The sequence below is a fragment of the Streptomyces sp. NPDC002870 genome, assembly GCF_042888505.1.
In the GTDB taxonomy this organism is placed as follows: domain Bacteria; phylum Actinomycetota; class Actinomycetes; order Streptomycetales; family Streptomycetaceae; genus Streptomyces.
This window is the reverse complement of sequence record NZ_JBIAPW010000011.1, coordinates 73,152-91,563: the sequence shown is the minus strand read 5'-3', so window position 1 is coordinate 91,563 and position 18,412 is coordinate 73,152. Positions and strand designations below refer to the sequence as shown.

The window sequence follows — 18,412 nt, the reverse complement described above, 5'->3', positions numbered from 1 at the left end:
CGGGCGGTGCCCGCACCCGCGTTAGCCTGGAGCGTCACACTCCAGTCAGCGTAAGTAGAGGGGCACCCGCATCCCGTGCGCATCGCCAGGTTCTCCATCGACGGCAATGTCGCCTTCGGCGCGGTCGAGGGCGAAGGCACCGGTGACTCAGCCGGCCTCGTCCTCGACATCATCAAGGGCATCCCGTTCGCGGACTTCGAGCTCTCCGGCACGAAGGTCCCGCTGAGCAAGGTCCGGCTGCTGCCGCCCGTGCTTCCCAACAAGGTCGTGGCCTTCGGCCGCAACTACGCGGAGCACGCGGCGGAGCTCGGCCACGAGGTCCCCGACGCGCCGTTCGCGTTCTTCAAGCCGTCCACCTCGGTGGTCGGCCCCGGCGACCCGATCGCGTACCCCTCCTTCTCGAACGAACTGCACCACGAGGCCGAGCTGGCCGTGGTCATCGGCCGGATGTGCCGCGAGGTCCCGCGCGAGCGCGTCAAGGACGTCATCCTCGGCTACACCTGCGCCAATGACGTCACCGCGCGCGACGTGCAAAAGCGCGAGAAGCAGTGGGCCAGGGCCAAGGGCTTCGACAGCTCCTGCCCGCTCGGCCCCTGGGTGGAGACCGACCTCGACCCGAGCGACCTGACAATCCAGTGCACGGTCAACGGCGAACAACGCCAGCTCGGCCGTACGAGCCAGATGATCCACTCCATCGAGGACCTGATCGTCAACATCACAGAGGCCATGACGCTGCTCCCCGGCGACGTGATCCTCACCGGCACCCCCGCCGGGGTCGGCCCTCTCAACGTCGGCGACGAGGTCTCCGTCACCATTCAAGGCATCGGCACTCTCACCAATAAGGTGATCAAGCGTGGCTAACGCGAACGTCCGCGTACGTTTCTGTCCCTCGCCGACCGGCAACCCGCATGTGGGTCTGGTCCGCACCGCCCTGTTCAACTGGGCCTTCGCCCGGCACAACGGCGGCACCATGGTCTTCCGTATCGAGGACACCGACGCGGCCCGCGACTCCGAGGAGTCGTACGACCAGCTGCTCGACTCGATGCGCTGGCTCGGCCTGGACTGGGACGAGGGCCCCGAGGCAGGCGGCCCGCACGCCCCCTACCGCCAGTCGCAGCGGATGGACATCTACCGGGACGTCGCCCAGAAGCTGATGGCCGGCGGCTACGCGTACGAGTGCTTCTGCACCGCCGTCGAGCTCGAGGCCCGCCGGGACGCCGCCCGCCTGGCCGGCAAGCCGTCCGGCTACGACGGCACCTGCCGCAACCTCTCCGCCGAGCGCATCGCGCGGTACAAGGCAGAAGACCGTCCGGCCATCGTCCGCTTCAAGATGCCCGACGAGCCGATCACCTTCACGGACCTGGTCCGCGGCGAGCTCACCTTCACCCCGGACAACGTCCCGGACTACGGCATCGTCCGAGCCAACGGCGCCCCGCTCTACACCCTGGTCAACCCGGTCGACGACGCGCTGATGGAGATCACGCACGTCCTGCGCGGCGAGGACCTGCTGTCCTCCACCCCGCGCCAGATCGCGCTCTACAAGGCGCTGATCGAGCTGGGCATCGCCAAGGAGACGCCTGCCTTCGGGCATCTGCCGTACGTCATGGGCGAGGGCAACAAGAAGCTGTCCAAGCGCGACCCGCAGGCATCCCTCAACGTCTACCGCGAGCGCGGCTTCCTCCCCGAGGGCCTGCTCAACTATCTCTCGCTGCTCGGCTGGTCCTTCTCCGCCGACCAGGACGTCTTCTCGGTCGCCGACCTGGTCGAGAGGTTCGACATCGCGGACGTCAACGCCAACCCGGCCCGCTTCGACCTGAAGAAGGCGGAGGCGATCAACGCCGACCACATCCGTCGGCTGGATGTGAAGGACTTCATCGAGGCGTGCCGCCCCTGGCTGCAGCCCCCGCACGCCAACTGGGCCCCGGAGAAGTTCGACGAGGCGGCCTGGCAGGCGATCGCCCCGCACGCCCAGACCCGCCTCACCGTGCTGTCGGACATCACCGCCAATGTCGACTTCCTGTTCCTTCACGCCCCGGTCGAGGACGAGGCGTCCTGGGCGAAGGCGATGAAGGAGGGCTCGGACGCCCTGCTCCGTACGGCCCGCGAGAAGCTCGCCGACACGGACTGGTCCAGCCCGGAGTCGCTCAAGAACGCGGTCCTCGCGGCGGGCGAGGAGCACGGCCTGAAGCTCGGCAAGGCCCAGGCCCCGGTCCGCGTCGCGGTCACCGGCCGCACGGTGGGCCTGCCGCTCTTCGAGTCGCTGGAGATCCTGGGCAAGGAGAAGACGTTGTCGCGCATCGACGCGGCGCTGGCGAAGCTGACGGCCTGAGCCCGGCTCGGGGGCTGAGACATCAGCGGCTTCGCCGCAGGCCCGAACCCCCGGCAAGGGGCGGCGCGCGGGTACCGTCGGATCATGGGTATCCGCGCGGTCCTCTGGGACATCGACGACACGATCTTCGACTACACCAGCGCCGACCGCGTCGGCATGCGAGAGCATCTGCAGACCGAGGGCCTGCCCGGCGGATACGAATCCGTGGGGCAGGCCCTCGACTCGTGGCGGGAGATCACCGAGCTCCACTGGGCCCGGTTCGCCGCCGGCGAGACCGACTTCCCGGGGCAGCGCCGGGACCGCGTGCGCGGCTTTCTCGGTACGCCGCTGAGCGACGCCGAGGCCGATGCCTGGTTCGACCGGCATGTCGCCCACTACGAGGCCGCCTGGTCGCTCTTCCCCGACACCGTGCCCGTGCTGGACCTGCTCGCGGACGACTACCGCCACGCCGTCCTGTCCAACTCCAGCATCCACAACCAGGACCGCAAGCTGCGCGTTCTCGGCGTACGGGACCGGTTCGAGGCCGTCGTGTGCGCCGTCGAACTGGGCGTGTCCAAGCCCGAACCCGGCGCCTTCCACGCCGCCTGCGACGAGCTCGCCCTCGCGCCGCACGAGGTCGCCTATGTAGGGGACCATCCCGACATCGACGCCCAGGGCGCCGTCGCCGCCGGACTGGCCGGGATCTGGCTGGACCGCACCGGTCTTGGGGGCCGGCCCGAGCTCACCCGCATCACCGCACTCGACCAGCTCCCTGGCCTGCTGCGCGGCAATACCCGTTTTGGAGCGCCGGACACCTTCAGGTAATGTTCTTCCTGCGCCGCCCGGGAGGGCCGAGAGGTCCGGCCGGAAAGCGCAAGCCAAACAGACCCCCCTCCAGGGGGTTGAGTTTTGGTGGGCTATGGTGTAATTGGCAGCACGACGGTTTCTGGTTCCGTTAGTCTAGGTTCGAGTCCTGGTAGCCCAGCTCGCAGAAGTTCTTCTGCAAAGCCCCCGTTGTGTAGCGGCCCAGCACGCTGCCCTCTCAAGGCAGTAGCGCCGGTTCGAATCCGGTCGGGGGTACGGATCCATCCCGTTGATCACCAGGGTCGCACCCGATGATCATGCGGTGACATCACCCGGCTCCGCCGGGTGGGATCGCTAGGGCCCCCGTTGTGTAGCGGCCTAGCACGCCGCCCTCTCAAGGCGGTAGCGCCGGTTCGAATCCGGTCGGGGGTACTGGTCTAAACCACCATGGCCTATGGTGTAATTGGCAACACTACGGTTTCTGGTACCGTCATTCTAGGTTCGAGTCCTGGTAGGCCAGCTCGCGGAGCTCATCCGCAAGGCCCCCGTTGTGTAGCGGCCTAGCACGCCGCCCTCTCAAGGCGGTAGCGCCGGTTCGAATCCGGTCGGGGGTACGCATCGAAGAGGCCCTCCGCGCATGCGGAGGGCCTCTTCGCGTCAGCCGCGCATCCTCCTCCGCCCTCCTCCGTCCGCCTCCTTCCGCCGGCGCTCACAGCGGCCCATACTCCGCGCATGGAGGCTGCCGACGCGGAACCACTCGTACGCACAGCGGAGTTACGCATCACCCGCATCAGCCGGCCGCCCGGGCTGAGGATCGAGGGCGTGGTGGACGTCCACACGCACCGTCATCTGCGCGGCGCGCTCGACGTCATCGCGTCCGTCGAAGGCGATCTGCAACTCGAGCTCTCCCGGCTGGAGTTCCTCGATCTCGGCGGACTGCGCATGCTGATCGGCTTCGCCGGGACGCGAAACTCGGGCCACCGCGTGGAGTTGACCGGCCTCGCCCCGCATCTGCGGAATGTGATCGCGCTGGTCGGCTGGGACGACACACCCGGTCTGTGGCTGGGGGACCACCGTGTCAACTGACCCGTCCCACAACGGATTTGTCCACCAGGCCTGCCTGTACAGCGACGAAGAGGAATTCCTGGCGACGGCAGTGCCGTTCGCCGAAGAAGGGCTGACGGCGGGGGAGCCGGTGCTCGCCGTGACCACCTCCGCCAACATCCAACTCCTGCGGGAGGCACTGGGGGAGTTGGCCCTCGCTCTCGACACCGCCGACACCGCCCACTTCGGCCGCCGGCCTGTGAGCCGGGTCGCCGGGTTCCTGCGGTACTCGAACCGGTACGGGGCGCCCGGCCGCCCGGTGCGGATGATCGCCGAGCCGGTCTGGGCGGGAAAGTGCGCACGCCAGATCACCGAGGGGAAGCGGATGGAGTCCGGGCTCAATGTGCTGCTCGCGCACACCGACGCCCGGCTGATCTGCGCGTACGACACGAGGACCGTGCCCGACCACGTCGTGGAGGCCGCCTGGGCAACCCACCCGCGCCATGTGGTGGGGGACCTGGTACTGCCCTGCGGGACGTACACGGACCCCGAGGTCTATGCGCCGGCCGGTCAGGACCCGCTCCCGCCACCGCCCGCGGGCGCCGCGCTCCTCGAACCGCCGGCCTCTCTCGCCGCGGTACGGAGCTTCGCGCGGCTGCGGGCCCGCGCGGCGGGTCTGGCCGGGGAGCGGGTGGCGCTGGCCGAGACGCTGGCCAACGAGGCGCTGACCTGGCTGCTGGCGCACGGTTCGGCCGATGCGGAGCTACGGGTCTGGGAGGAGCCGGGCGCCGTGGTGTGGGACCTGCTGGCCCTGAACCGCGAGGCGGCGCTGCCAGGGCCCTACGCGGGCTTCGTGCCGCCGGGGCCGGAGGCGGGGCAGCACGACGGGCTCTGGCTGCTGCGGAGTCTGTGCGAGGCGGTGGAGCTGCGCGGCGAGGACGGTGGCGGGCTGCGCCTGCGACTGCACTGCGCGGGGCCGCGCACCCTCCAGTCGCCCTGGCACTGAAGCCCCCACAACGCGTCCGGCCGGCCCGCTGCGGCGTGGTGGCGGCCGGCCGGTATGTGATCGGCGACCATCAGCTGGGTCGGCGCAGCGCCTCGCTCAGGCGGGCCGCGGCGTCGATGACCGCCTGCGCGTGCATCCGGCCCGGGTGCCGGGTCAGACGCTCGATCGGCCCGGATACCGAGACGGCGGCGACCACGCGGTTCGAGGGGCCGCGCACGGGCGCGGAGACCGATGCCACGCCCGGCTCGCGCTCACCGATCGACTGGGCCCAGCCCCGGCGCCGTACGCCGGACAGGGCCGTGGCCGTGAAACGGGCGCCCTGCAGTCCGCGGTGCAGCCGCTCCGGCTCCTCCCAGGCCATCAGGATCTGCGCCGACGAGCCGGCCTTCATGGTGAGCGTGGAGCCGACCGGCACGGTGTCCCGCAGTCCGGACAGCCGCTCGGCCGCGGCCACGCAGATCCGCATGTCTCCCTGCCGGCGGTAGAGCTGCGCGCTCTCGCCGGTGACATCGCGCAGATGCGTGAGCACGGGCCCGGCCGTGGCCAGCAGCCGGTCCTCGCCCGCCGCGGCGGCGAGCTCCGCCAGCCGCGGGCCCAGGATGAACCGGCCCTGTATGTCCCTCGCCACCATCCGGTGGTGTTCCAGTGCCACGGCAAGGCGATGTGCCGTGGGTCGCGCAAGCCCTGTCGCCGCGACCAGCCCGGCGAGGGTGGCCGGACCGGACTCCAGTGCGCTCAGTACCAGAGCTGCCTTGTCGAGAACGCCGACGCCGCTAGAGTTGTCCATGCAACGATATTCACGTCTCACACTGTGAAACGCAAGTTCAATTTTTGCGAGAACCCGCCACTCTGGAGTTGCGACCCGCGGACCAACGGGCTCGCGACAAGATCTCTAGTTGTGTCGGCGGCACAGTCGGCCGGAGGGAAAGCGATGGGTAGGACACTCGCGGAGAAGGTCTGGGACGACCATGTCGTCCGGCGCGCCGAGGGCGAGCCCGACCTCCTCTTCATCGATCTGCACCTGCTGCACGAGGTGACCAGCCCCCAGGCCTTCGACGGGCTGCGCCTCAACGGCCGCCAGGTGCGCAGGCTCGACCTCACCATCGCGACCGAGGATCACAACACCCCGACCATCGACATCGACAAGCCCATCGCCGACCCGGTTTCCCGCGTCCAGTTGGAGACGCTTCGCAAGAACTGCGCCGACTTCGGCGTACGTCTGCATCCGCTGGGCGACGTCGAGCAGGGCGTCGTCCACGTCGTGGGCCCGCAGCTGGGCCTGACCCAGCCCGGCACCACCGTGGTCTGCGGCGACTCGCACACCTCCACTCACGGCGCTTTCGGCGCGCTGGCGTTCGGCATCGGCACCTCCCAGGTGGAGCATGTGCTGGCCACCCAGACGCTGCCGCTGGCCCGCCCCAAGACCATGGCCATCACGATCGAGGGCGAACTGCCCGACACCGTCACCGCCAAGGACCTGATCCTGGCGATCATCGCGAAGATCGGCACCGGCGGCGGCCAGGGCTACATCCTGGAATACCGCGGCTCCGCCATTGAGAAGCTCTCGATGGAAGCGCGGATGACCATCTGCAACATGTCGATCGAGGCGGGCGCCCGGGCGGGCATGATCGCCCCCGACGAGACCACTTTCGACTATCTGCGGGGCCGTGACCACGCCCCCAGGGACGCCGAGTGGGATGCCGCTGTCGAGTACTGGAAGACGCTGCGCACCGACGACGACGCCATCTTCGACGCCGAGGTGTTCATCGACGCCGCAGAACTGGCGCCGTTCGTCACCTGGGGCACCAACCCGGGCCAGGGCGCGCCCCTGTCGGCGAACGTCCCCGACCCGGCTTCGTACGAGGACGCTTCGGAGCGGCACGCGGCCGAAAAGGCCCTGGAATACATGGGGTTGAGCGCCGGCCAGCCGCTGCGCGACATCAAGGTCGACACCGTCTTCGTAGGCTCCTGCACCAACGGCCGTATCGAGGACCTGCGCAACGCGGCCGCCATTGTGGAAGGCCGCAAAGTCGCCGACGGCGTACGGATGCTGGTGGTCCCCGGCTCCGTACGGGTCGCGCTGCAAGCCGTCGCGGAGGGCCTGGACAAGGTCTTCACCGCTGCCGGCGCCGAATGGCGGCACGCGGGCTGCTCGATGTGTCTGGGCATGAACCCCGACCAACTGGCTCCCGGCGAGCGCTCCGCGTCCACCTCCAACCGCAACTTCGAGGGCAGGCAGGGCAAGGGCGGACGCACCCATCTGGTCTCGCCCCAGGTCGCCGCGGCCACCGCGGTACTGGGCCATCTGGCCTCGCCCGCCGACCTGTCCGAAGCCCCTGCGACCGCCGGAGTCTGAGCAACCATGGAAGCTTTCACCACGCACACCGGCCGGGCCGTCCCGCTGCGCCGCAGCAACGTCGACACCGACCAGATCATCCCGGCCCACTGGCTGAAGAAGGTCACCCGCGACGGCTTCGAGGACGGGCTCTTCGAGGCCTGGCGCAAGGATTCGTCGTTCATCCTCAACCAGCCCGAGCGGCAGGGCGCCACGGTCCTGGTGGCCGGCCCGGACTTCGGTACCGGCTCCTCCCGCGAGCACGCTGTGTGGGCCCTGCAGAACTTCGGCTTCAAGGCCGTCATCTGCTCCCGGTTCGCCGACATCTTCCGGGGCAACTCGCTCAAGAACGGCCTGCTGACGGTGGTTCTGGACCAGAAGGTCGTGGACGCGCTCTGGGAGGTCACAGAAGCCGACCCGACTGCCGAAATCACCGTGGACTTGGAGCGGCGGCAGGTGCTGGCGGAGGGAATCACCGCCGACTTCGAGCTCGACGAGAACGCCCGCTGGCGGCTGCTGAACGGTCTTGACGACATCAGCCTCACCCTTCAGAACGAAGCGGACATCGCGGCTTACGAGGCATCCCGACCGGCCTTCAAGCCCCGCACTATTGAGGCCTGAGCAGCGCTTTTCCCGTACTGCGCCCCCCACCGTCCGGTGGGGGGCGCAGTCGCTTGTTGAGACCCCGCCGGGCGACAACTCGCCTCAGATGGCACAATCGGTGCATGGAACGCGACAGCCAACTCGAGCTCTACGAGGCAGTCGCCGCCCGATTGAAGCAAGCGCACACAAGGGTGCGTGAACTGCAAGTCCCGGAGGGCGTAAGGATGGCGCTGTCCCGGAAGCTGCTGGTCGTCACGGCCGCGGCGAAGCACGATCTCCCGGATGCGGCAAGGCGTCTGGACCGCTTCATGAAGGACCTCGACGAGGGCCGATTCCCTGAAGGCGACTGACACCCAAAGTTCCGCGACGGTCGACTTCGTTGCGGCACTAGGGTGATTAGCCCGTTTCGTGTTTGATTTGCGGTATATATCTGCCTAACGTGCGAAAAAGCCTGGACGCATTCGTTCCGGCAATGTCTCCGAAGGGGAAGACGTGAACAAGGCGCAGCTCGTAGAAGCGATTGCCGACAAGGTCGGCGGCCGTCAGCAGGCCGCCGAGGCTGTCGACGCGGTACTTGACGCGATCGTCCGCGCAGTTGTCGGCGGAGACCGGGTTTCGGTCACCGGCTTCGGCTCGTTCGAGAAAGTCGACCGTCCTGCTCGTTACGCCCGCAACCCGCAGACGGGTGAGCGCGTACGGGTCAAGAAGACCTCGGTGCCGCGATTCCGTGCGGGCCAGGGCTTCAAGGACCTGGTGAGCGGCTCGAAGAAGCTCCCGAGGGGTGGCGAGGTCGCCGTCAAGAAGGCTCCCAAGGGCAGCCTTTCGGGTGGGGCTCCCAGCCGTACGACCGCCAAGGCCGCGGCCAAGAAGGCCACCGCCCGGAAGGCAGCGGTGAAGAAGGCCGCGGTCAAGAAGACGGTGGCGAAGAAGGTCGCGGCGAAGAAGGCCGTCAAGAAGACGGCGGCGAAGAAGGTCGCGGCGAAGAAGGTCGCGGCCAAGAAGACCGCCGCCAAGAAGGCGACCGCCAAGAAGACCGCGCCGGCCAAGAAGGCCACGGCCAAGAAGGCGCCCGCCAGGAAGACGACGGCGCGCAAGACGACCGCCAAGAAGACCACAGCCAGGAAGAAGTAAGCGGCAAAGGGTCACAGAGCCACTCACGCGCCGGGCCGGGCTTCCCTTCGGGGAGCCCGGCCCGCGGCGTTGAAAAGGGGCAGACCGTTAAAGAGGGGCTGAGGGGAAGGGGCAGAGGGGCAGACGGGGGCAGCGGTCAGAGGGTCTGCAGCGTCACCAGGGTGATCCGCAGCGACGCGCCATCGCCCTCGGTCTCGATGCGCACGCGCTGGCCCGGCCGGAGCAGCCGCAGACCGCCCGCGTCGAAGGCCGCGGCGTCGAACTCCACCGGGGTGCCGTCGTCGAGCAGCACGCTCCCGCTGCGGGTCTCGGAGTCGTATGTGTACGAGGTCGCCTGCATACGGGCCAGCCTAGCCGTGGCCTCAGCTGTCCAGAGCATGGGCACCGGCCGCCCAGCGCTCCGCGGTCCGCGGTCCCACTCCCAGGGCGAGCGCGGCCGCCAGATCGTCCCCCGTGTCCACGTCCTGCCGTACCGAATCGACGCCTTCGAGCAGGATTTCCGCGGCTCCCGATGCGGAATGCCGACGCCGGGAACGGCCGCCGAAAGCGGGGCGCAATTCCATGCCGGGCGCGGCCGAGAGCAATGTCGTGCCGATTCCGGCCGCATCCGCCAGAAATGCCCGGGGAAATACCGAAGCGCGCGCAAGGACCCGTGCCAATTCCGCGGGACGCAATGCGGGCAGATCGGCGTTGAGCGCGGCCACCGCCACTCCGGGCCGTAGTGATCGCACCGCCTGTGCCCCGTGCGCCAGCGCCGCGTTGAGGCCCGCCGCCGGGGAGTCCGGAACGATCCGCGCCCCCAGCGAGGCCAGCTCGGCCGTGGCCGCCGGGTCGTCCGTGACGACTGCCACATCCCGCACGGCTTCGCAGGCCAGCGCCGCGGCCACGGTGTCCTGGGCGAACGCGAGCGCGAGATGCGGCCGCAAAATGTCGTCGGCGGCCTTGGCGAGCCTGCTCTTGGCCAGTACAAGGGGCTTCAGCGGGACAACGAGGGACCAGCGGACCTTCGAGTCGGTGTTCGTGGCGTGCTCTCCGTCCATGCGCATCGGGCTCCATTGTGGCGCGAGCCCGCGAAGGTCCTGAGGGTCGGGCCCTGGACCGGGGCGTACGGTGTCCTCGACAGACCAGGGGCCTGGGGCGACACTTGACCCCCAGCAGCCGGGCAGTGACCCGGCAACAGAGGAGGGTGTCCGAGTGTCCCGCCGTAGAATCGGCTTCTGGTACCGCCTGGCGGCGGCCATCTCGAAACCGCCGTTGTTGGTTCTGTTCAAGCGGGACTGGCGGGGGATGGAAAACATTCCGGCGGACGGCGGATTCATCACCGCCGTCAATCACAACTCGTATCTCGACATGTTCTCGTACGGCCACTTCCAGTACAACACCGGACGTGTGCCCCGATTCCTCGCCAAGGCCGCGCTCTTCGAGGCGCCCGTTGTGGGAACCCTGCTGCGAGGCACCGGCCAGATTCCCGTCTACCGCGAGTCCTCCAATGCCGTCGGCGCCTTCCGCGCCGCTGTGAATGCGGTGGAGCGCGGTGAATGCGTCGCCTTCTACCCGGAGGGCACTCTCACCCGCGATCCCGGCATGTGGCCGATGACAGGGAAGACCGGAGTCGCACGCGCGGCTCTGCTGACCAAGGCGCCCGTCATTCCGATCGCGCAGTGGGGCGCCAACTTGGCGATGCCGCCGTACGCGCAGGAGAAGAAGGTCCGCTTCTTTCCGCGCAAGACACTTCAGGTGACGGCGGGTCCGCCGGTCGACCTCGACCGCTTCTACGGCGAGGAGCCGACGCCCGAGGTGCTGAGGGAGGCCACGGAGGCCATCATGACCGCGGTCACCGGGCTGCTGGAGGAACTGCGGGGCGAACAGGCGCCCGCGGAGCCGTACGATCTGCGCCAAGTACTCGCACAGCAGCGCCGCAAGGCCGCCGAGGAGGGCACCAAGTGACGCGCGCAGCCACCAAGGCAGCGGTATTCGGAACAGGCTCGTGGGGTACGGCCTTCGGCATGGTGCTCGCGGACGCGGGCTGCGAGGTGACCCTCTGGGGCCGTCGCGCCGAACTCGTCGACGCCGTCAACACCTCCCGTACCAACCCCGACTATCTGCCGGGAATTGAGCTCCCCTCCTCGCTCCGGGCGACCACCGACCCGGCCGTGGCCCTGCGCGGTGCGGACTTCACCGTCCTCGCCGTCCCCTCCCAGACGCTCCGCGGCAACCTCGCCGATTGGGCGCCCAAGCTGCCCGCCGACACCGTCCTCGTCTCCCTGATGAAGGGCGTCGAACTCGGCACCGCCAAGCGCATGAGCGAGGTCATCGAAGAGGTCGCCGGGGTTCCCGCCGAGCGCGTCGCGGTGATCACAGGCCCCAACCTCGCCAAGGAGATCGCCCAGCGCCGGCCTGCCGCGGCCGTCGTCGCCTGCCGCGACGAAGCTGTCGCCCAGCGGCTCCAGTCCGCCTGTCACACCCCGTACTTCCGCCCGTACACCAACACGGACGTGGTGGGCTGCGAACTGGGCGGCGCCGTCAAGAACGTCATCGGCCTCGCCGTCGGCATCGCGGACGGCATGGGACTCGGCGACAACGCGAAGGGCTCGCTGATCACCCGCGGCCTGGCCGAGACCACCCGCCTCGGACTGGCGATGGGCGCGGATCCGCTGACCTTCTCCGGCCTCGCCGGACTCGGCGATCTCGTGGCCACCTGCTGCTCGCCGCTCTCCCGCAACCACACCTTCGGCACCAACCTCGGCCGCGGCATGACGCTCCAGGAGACCATCGCGGTCACCAGCCAGACCGCGGAGGGCGTCAAGTCCTGTGAATCGGTGCTCGATCTGGCGCGCCGGCACGGCGTCGACATGCCGATCACCGAAACCGTCGTCGGCATCGTCCACGAGGGCAAGCCGCCGGTCGTCGCGCTCAAGGAGCTGATGTCGCGCGCGGCCAAGCCCGAGCGCCGCTGACTCGGCAAGCAGTGCCCTGTGGGGGATCCCCCCACGCCGCCGGTAGCGGGTAGTCTCATCGCGATATGAGCAGCGAGAACCTCCCCCAGAGCCCTGAGCAGCAGCTCCGCAAGCCGCGCGTAGCCGTCGTCTTCGGCGGTCGCAGCTCCGAACACGGGATCTCCGTGGTCACCGCCGGCGCCGTCCTGCGCGCCATCGACCGTACGAAGTACGACGTACTGCCGATCGGCATCACGACGGACGGCCGCTGGGCGCTGACCGCCGACGAACCGGACCGGATGGCGATCACCGACCGGCGGACGCCGAGCGTGGACCAGCTCGCCGACTCGACCGAGGGCGGTGTCGTGCTCTCCGTCGACCCCGCCAGCCGCGAGGTCGTCTACAGCGAACCGGGCGCCGTGCCCAAGGCGCTCGGCGAGGTCGACGTCGTCTTCCCGATGCTGCACGGCCCGTACGGCGAGGACGGCACCCTCCAGGGCCTCCTCGAGCTCGCCGGGGTCCCGTACGTCGGCTCGGGCGTCCTCGCCTCGGCAGTGGGCCAGGACAAGGAGTACATGAAGCGCGTCTTCATCTCCTTCGGCCTGCCCGTCGGCCCGTACGAGGTGATCCGCCCCCGCGAGTGGGAGCTCGACGCGGCCGCCGCCCGCAAGAAGATCATCGACTTCGCGGGCGAGCACGGCTGGCCGCTCTTCGTGAAGCCCGCCCGCGCCGGGTCCTCGATGGGCATCACCAAGGTCGACGACATCTCCGGACTGGACGAGGCGATCCAGGAGGCGCAGCGCCACGACCCCAAGATCCTCGTGGAGTCGCTGCTGCGCGGTCGCGAGATCGAGTGCGGCGTCCTGGAGTTCGAGGACGGCCCGCGTGCCAGCGTCCCGGCCGAGATCCCGTCGGTCACGGCCCACGAGTTCTACGACTTCGAGGCCAAGTACATCGACTCCGCGGCCGGTCTGGTGCCCGCGCCGCTGACCGAAGAGCAGACCGCCGAGGTGCGCCGCCTCGCGGTCGAGGCCTTCGACGCCGCGTCCTGCGAGGGACTGGTCCGCGCGGACTTCTTCCTGCAGGAGAACGGCGAGTTCGTCATCAACGAGATCAACACCATGCCCGGCTTCACGCCGATCTCGATGTACCCGCGGATGTGGCAGGAGAGCGGCGTCGGCTATTCCGAGCTGGTCGACCGGCTGATCCAGGCGGCGCTGCGCCGTCCGACCGGGCTGCGCTAGGGATCAAAGGGCTCAGGGAACGTCGAGCGTGGCCGGCACCGTCTTCTTGACGGCGTCGGCCAGTTCGGCGAGCGGCGTGATGTCGTGGGCGTACCGCTTGTCCATCGTGACCTCGACATAGGTCTTGCGGTACGTGGTGGTGAAGCGCGGCCCCTCGGGCTCCTCCTCCAGCAGCCAGTTGACGCCGTTCGCCTCCACGCCCTGCGACTGGGGGGCGCTCATCTCCTCCGGCCGGGGGACGCCGCAGCGCAGTACGATCGCGGCATCGCCCCAGCCGGCGGTCAGTTCGGAAGCCGGCTCAGGGTCGTTACGGTCCTGCCCGGCCACCGACTTCGGAAGCTCCTTGTGCAGCGCGCCGCACAGGGCGGCCTCCTCCGCCGGGGGGCTGGGAACCGTGATCGACGCCGCTGCGTCCGTGGAGGAGCAGCCCGCGGCAGCCAGCAGCATCAGCGCGGCAGCGGACAGACAGAGGGGCCGACGGCGGGAAATCGTCACCGGCCAAGCGTAGACGGGGGCTACAGGTGCACGACCGGGCAGGTCAGGGTGCGGGTGATGCCGTCCACTTGCTGGACCTTGGCGACCACCATGCGACCGAGATCGTCGACCGTCTCGGCCTGGGCACGCACAATCACGTCGTACGGACCGGTTACGTCCTCGGCCTGGATCACTCCCGGAATCTTGCCGATGGTCTCGGCGACGGTCGACGCCTTGCCCACCTCGGTCTGAATGAGGATGTACGCCTGTACCACGGAACCTCCAGGGCGGCCACGAGGATCATGTGGGGGGAAGGGACGCCACGGTATCGCGTCGCCGAGGGCCGCGGGGAGACCCGCGCGCCGGGTGACGCCCGCAGCGTGGCGTACGGAAAGAAGAAGTTGGCGTATCTCTTGACGGTACCTACGGCCCAGACGGCTCGCGACCGCAAGCAAGCAGCACTGCCGGGCACTCCGGCAGGACGACGGAGAGGTGAGACTCGGTGAAGGGCACTGTGGGCGAGTTGGGGGAGTTCGGGCTCATCAGGGAACTCACCTCACGGCTCACCTCCACCCCCGCGGTCCGGCTCGGACCCGGCGACGACGCCGCGGTCGTGGCCGCACCCGACCGCAGGGTGGTGGCGAGCACGGACGTCCTGCTGGAGGGACGGCACTTCCGCCGCGACTGGTCGACCGCGTACGACGTCGGCCGCAAGGCCGCCGCCCAGAACCTGGCAGACATCGCGGCGATGGGCGCGGTCCCGACCGCGCTGCTGCTCGGCCTGGTCGTACCGGCCGAACTCCCGGTCACCTGGGCCACCGAGCTGATGGACGGCATCCGCGACGAGTGCCAGGTCGCCGGAGCCGCGGTGGTCGGCGGCGATGTCGTACGCGGCGATGTCATCACCCTCGCGATCACCGCGCTCGGCGATCTGCGCAACCACGAACCGGTCACCCGGGCCGGCGCCAAGCCCGGCGATGTCGTCGCGTACACCGGCTGGTTGGGCTGGTCGGCCGCCGGGCACGCGGTGCTCTCCCGGGGCTTCCGCTCGCCGCGCGCCTTTGTCGAGGCGCACCGGCGGCCCGAGCCGCCGTACCACGCGGGACCGGCGGCGGCCGGCCTCGGCGCCACCGCCATGTGCGACATCAGCGACGGACTCGTCGCCGACCTCGGGCACATCGCGGAGGCCAGCAAGGTCCGGATCGACCTGCGCTCGGGCTCCATCGACATCCCCTCGCAGATGAACGACATCGGCCAGGCCGTCGGCGTCGACCCGCTGCAGTGGGTGCTGACCGGGGGAGAGGACCACGCGATCGTCGCGACCTTCCCGCCGGACGTGAAGCTGCCGGCCCGCTGGAAGGTGATCGGCGAGGTGCTCAACCCGTCGGCGCTGCCGCAGGTGACGGTCGACGGTGCGCCGTGGACCAGCAAGGGCGGCTGGGACCACTTCGGGGACATCGAGGACGGCAAGTAGATTCGGGCGCATGGACACAGCTCCCCGCGTACATCCCCCTGCGCCTCCTCGCGTGCTGACCGTCGCCGGGTCCGACTCCGGCGGCGGCGCGGGCATTCAGGCCGACCTCAAGACGATGCTGGCGCTCGGCGTGCACGGCATGAGCGTGCTCACCGCGGTTACGGCGCAGAACTCCCTGGGTGTGCAGGGCGCGTGGGAGCTGCCGGTCGATGCGGTACGGGCCCAGTACCGCAGCGTCGTCGACGACATAGGCGTACAGGCCGTGAAGACCGGAATGCTGGCGTCCGCGCCGCTCGTCGAGACGGTCGCAGAGCTGTTGGCCGGTACGGACGCACCGGTGGTCGTCGACCCGGTGGGGGTCTCCAAGCACGGCGACCCGCTGCTGGCCGCCTCCGCACTCGACTCCGTACGCAAGAAGCTGCTGCCGGTCGCCACCGTCGCCACGCCGAATCTGGACGAGGTCGCTCAGCTGACGGGCGTGGTGGTCGAGGACGAGAGGGGGATGCGGCGGGCCGCGGACGCCGTGCTCGGCCTCGGACCGCGCTGGGCGCTGATCAAGGGCGGGCATCTCGCGGGCGACGCGGTGGACCTGCTGACGGACGGCGCGCAGGAACACTGGCTGCGCGCGCCCCGGTACGACAACCGGCACACCCACGGGACGGGCTGCACCCTGGCGTCCGCGGTCGCGTCGGGTCTGGCGAAGGGGTTGGGAGTCCCGGAGGCCGTGCGGGCCGCGAAGGAGTACGTCACCGGGGCGATCGCGGCCGGATTCCCGCTGGGAGGCGGGATCGGCCCGGTCGATCACGCCTGGCGCTTCCGGTGACCCTTGCGGTGACCGTCGTACGAGCACGGACGGACGGGCACGCCAAAAAGCCGGTCCACCGAGGTGGACCGGCTTTCAGGGCAACCGGAGGGGCTGCGCTACGACGAACAGTCGGCGTTAGCGCGAGACCTTGCCGGCCTTGATGCACGAGGTGCAGGCGTTGAGCCGCTTCGGCGTCCCACTGACCACGGCACGCACACGCTGGATGTTCGGGTTCCAGCGACGGGACGTACGGCGGTGCGAGTGCGAGATGCTGTTGCCGAAGCCCGGCCCCTTGCCGCAGACGTCGCAGTTGGCAGCCACGGGTCACTCCAAAGACTTCAGATGCACTTACAGTGAATTCCGGCGCGCCGGATCAGTGATCTGATTGGTGGCTTTGCCGGGGGAATGGCCCGACTTTCATCGGGCAACCGGAGCAGCATACAACGACTGCGTCCGAGATACGAAACTACCATGGCTTCTCCCGCCCCCGCCCCGGACCCCGCTCCCGACCGGGGTCTACCCTGCGGTGCAACCCCGCTGCCCACGGCCCTTTCCGGGCCGCTCAAGGAGGATCACCAGGTGCCGCAGACCCTCGACGCCGCAGCGGTACGCACCTGGTGCTCACTGGCGCTGGAGGCCCTGGGCCGTGAGCGCGAGGAGATCGACGCGATCAATGTCTACCCGGTCGCAGACGGGGACACCGGCACAAACCTGTATCTGACCGTGGAGTCCGCGGCCCAGGCCGTGGAGGCGGTCTTCGCCGCGCACGAGACCGGGTCGTCGACGCCCGCGCCGGCCGACGTGGTGCGGGCGATGGCCCACGGGGCGCTGATCGGCGCCCGCGGGAACTCCGGGACGATCCTGGCGCAACTGCTGCGGGGCATGGCGGAGCGGCTGGGAGACGGAGATCACCTGGCCGGTGCGCTGCGCCGGGCCGCCACTCTGGCGCGCGAGGCCGTCGCGCATCCCGTCGAGGGCACGATCCTGAGCGTGGCGAGGGCGGCGGCGCAGGCCGCGGACGCGTCTCCGCAGAACGCGGTGCGGGCGGCGTACGAGGGGGCGCGGCAGGCACTGGACGCCACCCCGGGGCAGCTCGCCGTGCTGGAGCGCGCGGGGGTCGTGGACGCGGGAGGGCGCGGGCTGCTCATGGTGCTCGGGGCACTGGTCGAGGCGGTGACCGGCGAGGCCCCGGTCGTGCCCGTGCTGGCTCATGTACGTCATGACCTCGGCGACCCGGACCTGGAGCCGTGCGCCGACGGAGGCCCGGCCTTCGAGGTGATCTACCTCCTGGAGGCGGACGACGCGGCGGTGGCCCGGCTGCGGACCCGGCTCGACGGGCTCGGCGACTCGCTCGTCGTCGTCGGCGGGGACGGCCTGTGGAACGTCCACGTACATGTCGACGACGCGGGCGCGGCGGTGGAGGCGGGCGTCGAGGCGGGGCGGCCGTACCGGATCCGCATCACGCACTTCGACACCGCGGCGGTGCCCCGGGAGCGGGAACAGGTGCAGCGGGCGGTCGTCGTGGTCGTCCCCGGGGAAGGCCTGTCGGTCCTGTGCGCCGAGGCGGGCGCCACAACGGTGCTCGCCCGCCCGGGGGAGCCGCCGGCCAGCGGCGAACTGGTCGACGCGATCCGCCGCGCCCACGCGCGCGAGGTGGTCCTCCTCCCGAACTCCGCGGAGCTCCGCCACACCGCCGCGGCGGCCGCCGAACAGGCCCGCACGGAGGGCGTACGCGTCGCCCTCATCCCGACCCGCGCGGCGGTCCAGGGCATCGCGGCCCTCGCCGTGCACGAGCCGGACCGCCGGTTCGACGAGGACGTGGTCGCCATGACGGCGGCGGCGGGCGCTACGCGCTACGCCGAACTCGCCGTCGCGGAACGGCAGTCGTGGACGACGGCGGGCGTGTGCCAGGCCGGAGACGTCCTGGGCCTGATCGACGGCGACGTCGCGGTGATCGGCGCGGACCTGGCGGCCACCGCGGAGGCGGTGCTGGACAGGATGCTGGCGGCAGGGGGCGAGCTGGTGACGCTGATCCTGGGAGAGGACGTCCCGGACGGCGACGCGGTGGCGGCGCGCCTGGAGAGGTTCGTACGGGACGGCTACCTGGCGGTGGACACGCTGGTGTACCGGGGCGGGCGGGGGTCGACACCGCTGCTCGTCGGAGTGGAGTAGGGGTGGAGCAGGGGTGGCGCAGGGGTCGCGCAGCGCGGCTCGCGGCACCGTGGTGACCAGCGGATATCCACAGGTG

General features: G+C 69.9%; 21 protein-coding genes and 5 tRNA genes. 20 read left to right on the top strand and 6 right to left on the bottom strand.

What is annotated here, in order from left to right; translation table 11 throughout:
* Positions 1-75 precede the first annotated feature (75 nt).
* The 10 genes from ACFYWY_RS16330 (at position 76) to ACFYWY_RS16285 (ending at position 5,162) form a co-directional block, all read left to right on the top strand.
* Positions 76-861: a fumarylacetoacetate hydrolase family protein gene (locus ACFYWY_RS16330; protein ID WP_389186004.1), complete on the top strand. Its 786-nt coding sequence runs from the start codon at positions 76-78 to the stop codon at positions 859-861.
* Positions 854-2,329, top strand: coding sequence for a glutamate--tRNA ligase (gene gltX, locus ACFYWY_RS16325; RefSeq protein ID WP_389186001.1), 1,476 nt, complete (start codon positions 854-856; stop codon positions 2,327-2,329). The genes ACFYWY_RS16330 and gltX overlap by 8 nt, the downstream gene beginning before the upstream one ends.
* Positions 2,330-2,413: 84 nt before the next feature.
* On the top strand, positions 2,414-3,133 hold the full coding sequence (locus ACFYWY_RS16320; RefSeq protein WP_389185998.1) for an HAD family hydrolase: 720 nt from the start codon (positions 2,414-2,416) through the stop codon (positions 3,131-3,133).
* Positions 3,134-3,221: 88 nt separating this feature from the next.
* A tRNA-Gln gene (locus tag ACFYWY_RS16315) sits at positions 3,222-3,293 on the top strand.
* 22 nt (positions 3,294-3,315) lie between these two features.
* A tRNA-Glu gene (locus ACFYWY_RS16310) sits at positions 3,316-3,388 on the top strand.
* 83 nt (positions 3,389-3,471) lie between these two features.
* Positions 3,472-3,544 (top strand) — tRNA-Glu (locus ACFYWY_RS16305).
* A gap of 16 nt (positions 3,545-3,560) precedes the next feature.
* A tRNA-Gln gene (locus tag ACFYWY_RS16300) sits at positions 3,561-3,632 on the top strand.
* A gap of 21 nt (positions 3,633-3,653) precedes the next feature.
* Positions 3,654-3,726, top strand: a tRNA-Glu gene (locus ACFYWY_RS16295).
* A 118-nt stretch (positions 3,727-3,844) separates the two neighbouring features.
* Entirely contained in the window at positions 3,845-4,198 is a 354-nt protein-coding gene (locus ACFYWY_RS16290; protein ID WP_389185995.1) for an STAS domain-containing protein, read from the top strand.
* Positions 4,188-5,162, top strand: a complete 975-nt coding sequence (locus tag ACFYWY_RS16285; protein WP_389185993.1) for an anti-sigma factor RsbA family regulatory protein — start codon at positions 4,188-4,190, stop codon at positions 5,160-5,162. The genes ACFYWY_RS16290 and ACFYWY_RS16285 overlap by 11 nt, the downstream gene beginning before the upstream one ends.
* A gap of 70 nt (positions 5,163-5,232) precedes the next feature.
* Here ACFYWY_RS16285 and ndgR read toward each other — a convergent pair whose 3' ends face one another.
* The gene (gene ndgR, locus ACFYWY_RS16280; RefSeq protein WP_389185990.1) at positions 5,233-5,949 is read right to left on the bottom strand and encodes an IclR family transcriptional regulator NdgR; all 717 of its coding nucleotides are present in this window, start codon (positions 5,947-5,949) and stop codon (positions 5,233-5,235) included.
* A 144-nt stretch (positions 5,950-6,093) separates the two neighbouring features.
* Between ndgR and leuC the strand changes: the two genes are divergently transcribed.
* From leuC to ACFYWY_RS16260, 4 genes are all read left to right on the top strand, one after another.
* Positions 6,094-7,518, top strand: coding sequence for a 3-isopropylmalate dehydratase large subunit (leuC, locus tag ACFYWY_RS16275; protein WP_389185987.1), 1,425 nt, complete (start codon positions 6,094-6,096; stop codon positions 7,516-7,518).
* A 6-nt stretch (positions 7,519-7,524) separates the two neighbouring features.
* Positions 7,525-8,118: a 3-isopropylmalate dehydratase small subunit gene (leuD, locus tag ACFYWY_RS16270; protein WP_389185985.1), complete on the top strand. Its 594-nt coding sequence runs from the start codon at positions 7,525-7,527 to the stop codon at positions 8,116-8,118.
* A gap of 104 nt (positions 8,119-8,222) precedes the next feature.
* Positions 8,223-8,450, top strand: a complete 228-nt coding sequence (locus ACFYWY_RS16265) for a hypothetical protein (protein ID WP_307660880.1) — start codon at positions 8,223-8,225, stop codon at positions 8,448-8,450.
* 142 nt (positions 8,451-8,592) lie between these two features.
* On the top strand, positions 8,593-9,231 hold the full coding sequence (locus ACFYWY_RS16260) for an HU family DNA-binding protein (RefSeq protein ID WP_389185981.1): 639 nt from the start codon (positions 8,593-8,595) through the stop codon (positions 9,229-9,231).
* A 136-nt stretch (positions 9,232-9,367) separates the two neighbouring features.
* Here the strand turns inward: ACFYWY_RS16260 and ACFYWY_RS16255 are convergent, their stop codons facing one another.
* Positions 9,368-9,571 (bottom strand): hypothetical protein, encoded by a 204-nt coding sequence (locus ACFYWY_RS16255; protein ID WP_389185978.1) that lies wholly within the window; start codon positions 9,569-9,571, stop codon positions 9,368-9,370.
* Positions 9,572-9,593: 22 nt separating this feature from the next.
* Complete coding sequence (cofC, locus tag ACFYWY_RS16250; protein ID WP_389185975.1) at positions 9,594-10,277, bottom strand: 2-phospho-L-lactate guanylyltransferase; 684 nt, start codon at positions 10,275-10,277, stop codon at positions 9,594-9,596.
* Positions 10,278-10,425: 148 nt separating this feature from the next.
* Between cofC and ACFYWY_RS16245 the strand changes: the two genes are divergently transcribed.
* From ACFYWY_RS16245 to ACFYWY_RS16235, 3 genes are all read left to right on the top strand, one after another.
* A complete protein-coding gene (locus ACFYWY_RS16245) occupies positions 10,426-11,178 on the top strand; it encodes a lysophospholipid acyltransferase family protein (protein WP_389185972.1) in 753 nt (250 codons plus the stop codon).
* Complete coding sequence (locus ACFYWY_RS16240; protein ID WP_389185970.1) at positions 11,175-12,188, top strand: NAD(P)H-dependent glycerol-3-phosphate dehydrogenase; 1,014 nt, start codon at positions 11,175-11,177, stop codon at positions 12,186-12,188. The genes ACFYWY_RS16245 and ACFYWY_RS16240 overlap by 4 nt, the downstream gene beginning before the upstream one ends.
* Before the next feature lie 65 nt (positions 12,189-12,253).
* Positions 12,254-13,411: a D-alanine--D-alanine ligase family protein gene (locus tag ACFYWY_RS16235; RefSeq protein ID WP_389185967.1), complete on the top strand. Its 1,158-nt coding sequence runs from the start codon at positions 12,254-12,256 to the stop codon at positions 13,409-13,411.
* Positions 13,412-13,423: 12 nt separating this feature from the next.
* On the opposite strand, the gene ACFYWY_RS16230 is transcribed toward ACFYWY_RS16235, so the two are convergent.
* Positions 13,424-13,906 (bottom strand): DUF3515 domain-containing protein, encoded by a 483-nt coding sequence (locus ACFYWY_RS16230; RefSeq protein WP_389185964.1) that lies wholly within the window; start codon positions 13,904-13,906, stop codon positions 13,424-13,426.
* A gap of 20 nt (positions 13,907-13,926) precedes the next feature.
* Entirely contained in the window at positions 13,927-14,160 is a 234-nt protein-coding gene (locus ACFYWY_RS16225) for an Lrp/AsnC family transcriptional regulator (protein ID WP_108152814.1), read from the bottom strand.
* A 227-nt stretch (positions 14,161-14,387) separates the two neighbouring features.
* Here ACFYWY_RS16225 and ACFYWY_RS16220 point away from each other — a divergent pair, with 227 nt between their 5' ends.
* Both ACFYWY_RS16220 and thiD read left to right on the top strand, forming a co-directional pair.
* Positions 14,388-15,359: a thiamine-phosphate kinase gene (locus tag ACFYWY_RS16220; RefSeq protein ID WP_307660873.1), complete on the top strand. Its 972-nt coding sequence runs from the start codon at positions 14,388-14,390 to the stop codon at positions 15,357-15,359.
* 10 nt (positions 15,360-15,369) lie between these two features.
* Positions 15,370-16,182: a bifunctional hydroxymethylpyrimidine kinase/phosphomethylpyrimidine kinase gene (gene thiD, locus ACFYWY_RS16215; protein WP_389185960.1), complete on the top strand. Its 813-nt coding sequence runs from the start codon at positions 15,370-15,372 to the stop codon at positions 16,180-16,182.
* A gap of 117 nt (positions 16,183-16,299) precedes the next feature.
* On the opposite strand, the gene rpmB is transcribed toward thiD, so the two are convergent.
* The gene (rpmB, locus tag ACFYWY_RS16210; RefSeq protein ID WP_215097120.1) at positions 16,300-16,485 is read right to left on the bottom strand and encodes a 50S ribosomal protein L28; all 186 of its coding nucleotides are present in this window, start codon (positions 16,483-16,485) and stop codon (positions 16,300-16,302) included.
* A gap of 258 nt (positions 16,486-16,743) precedes the next feature.
* On the opposite strand from rpmB, the gene ACFYWY_RS16205 reads away from it, so the two are divergent.
* Positions 16,744-18,336: a DAK2 domain-containing protein gene (locus ACFYWY_RS16205; protein WP_389185957.1), complete on the top strand. Its 1,593-nt coding sequence runs from the start codon at positions 16,744-16,746 to the stop codon at positions 18,334-18,336.
* Positions 18,337-18,412 lie beyond the last annotated feature (76 nt).

What these genes read in the sequence shown, in the direction of transcription:
- ACFYWY_RS16320 (WP_389185998.1), top strand. Translation starts at nt 2,414, where the DNA reads ATGGGTATCCGCGCGGTCCTCTGGGACATCGACGACACGATCTTCGAC.
- ACFYWY_RS16290 (WP_389185995.1), top strand. Translation starts at nt 3,845, where the DNA reads ATGGAGGCTGCCGACGCGGAACCACTCGTACGCACAGCGGAGTTACGC.
- ndgR (WP_389185990.1), bottom strand. Translation starts at nt 5,949, where the DNA reads ATGGACAACTCTAGCGGCGTCGGCGTTCTCGACAAGGCAGCTCTGGTA.
- leuC (WP_389185987.1), top strand. Translation starts at nt 6,094, where the DNA reads ATGGGTAGGACACTCGCGGAGAAGGTCTGGGACGACCATGTCGTCCGG.
- leuD (WP_389185985.1), top strand. Translation starts at nt 7,525, where the DNA reads ATGGAAGCTTTCACCACGCACACCGGCCGGGCCGTCCCGCTGCGCCGC.
- ACFYWY_RS16265 (WP_307660880.1), top strand. Translation starts at nt 8,223, where the DNA reads ATGGAACGCGACAGCCAACTCGAGCTCTACGAGGCAGTCGCCGCCCGA.
- ACFYWY_RS16255 (WP_389185978.1), bottom strand. Translation starts at nt 9,571, where the DNA reads ATGCAGGCGACCTCGTACACATACGACTCCGAGACCCGCAGCGGGAGC.
- cofC (WP_389185975.1), bottom strand. Translation starts at nt 10,277, where the DNA reads ATGCGCATGGACGGAGAGCACGCCACGAACACCGACTCGAAGGTCCGC.
- ACFYWY_RS16235 (WP_389185967.1), top strand. Translation starts at nt 12,254, where the DNA reads ATGAGCAGCGAGAACCTCCCCCAGAGCCCTGAGCAGCAGCTCCGCAAG.
- thiD (WP_389185960.1), top strand. Translation starts at nt 15,370, where the DNA reads ATGGACACAGCTCCCCGCGTACATCCCCCTGCGCCTCCTCGCGTGCTG.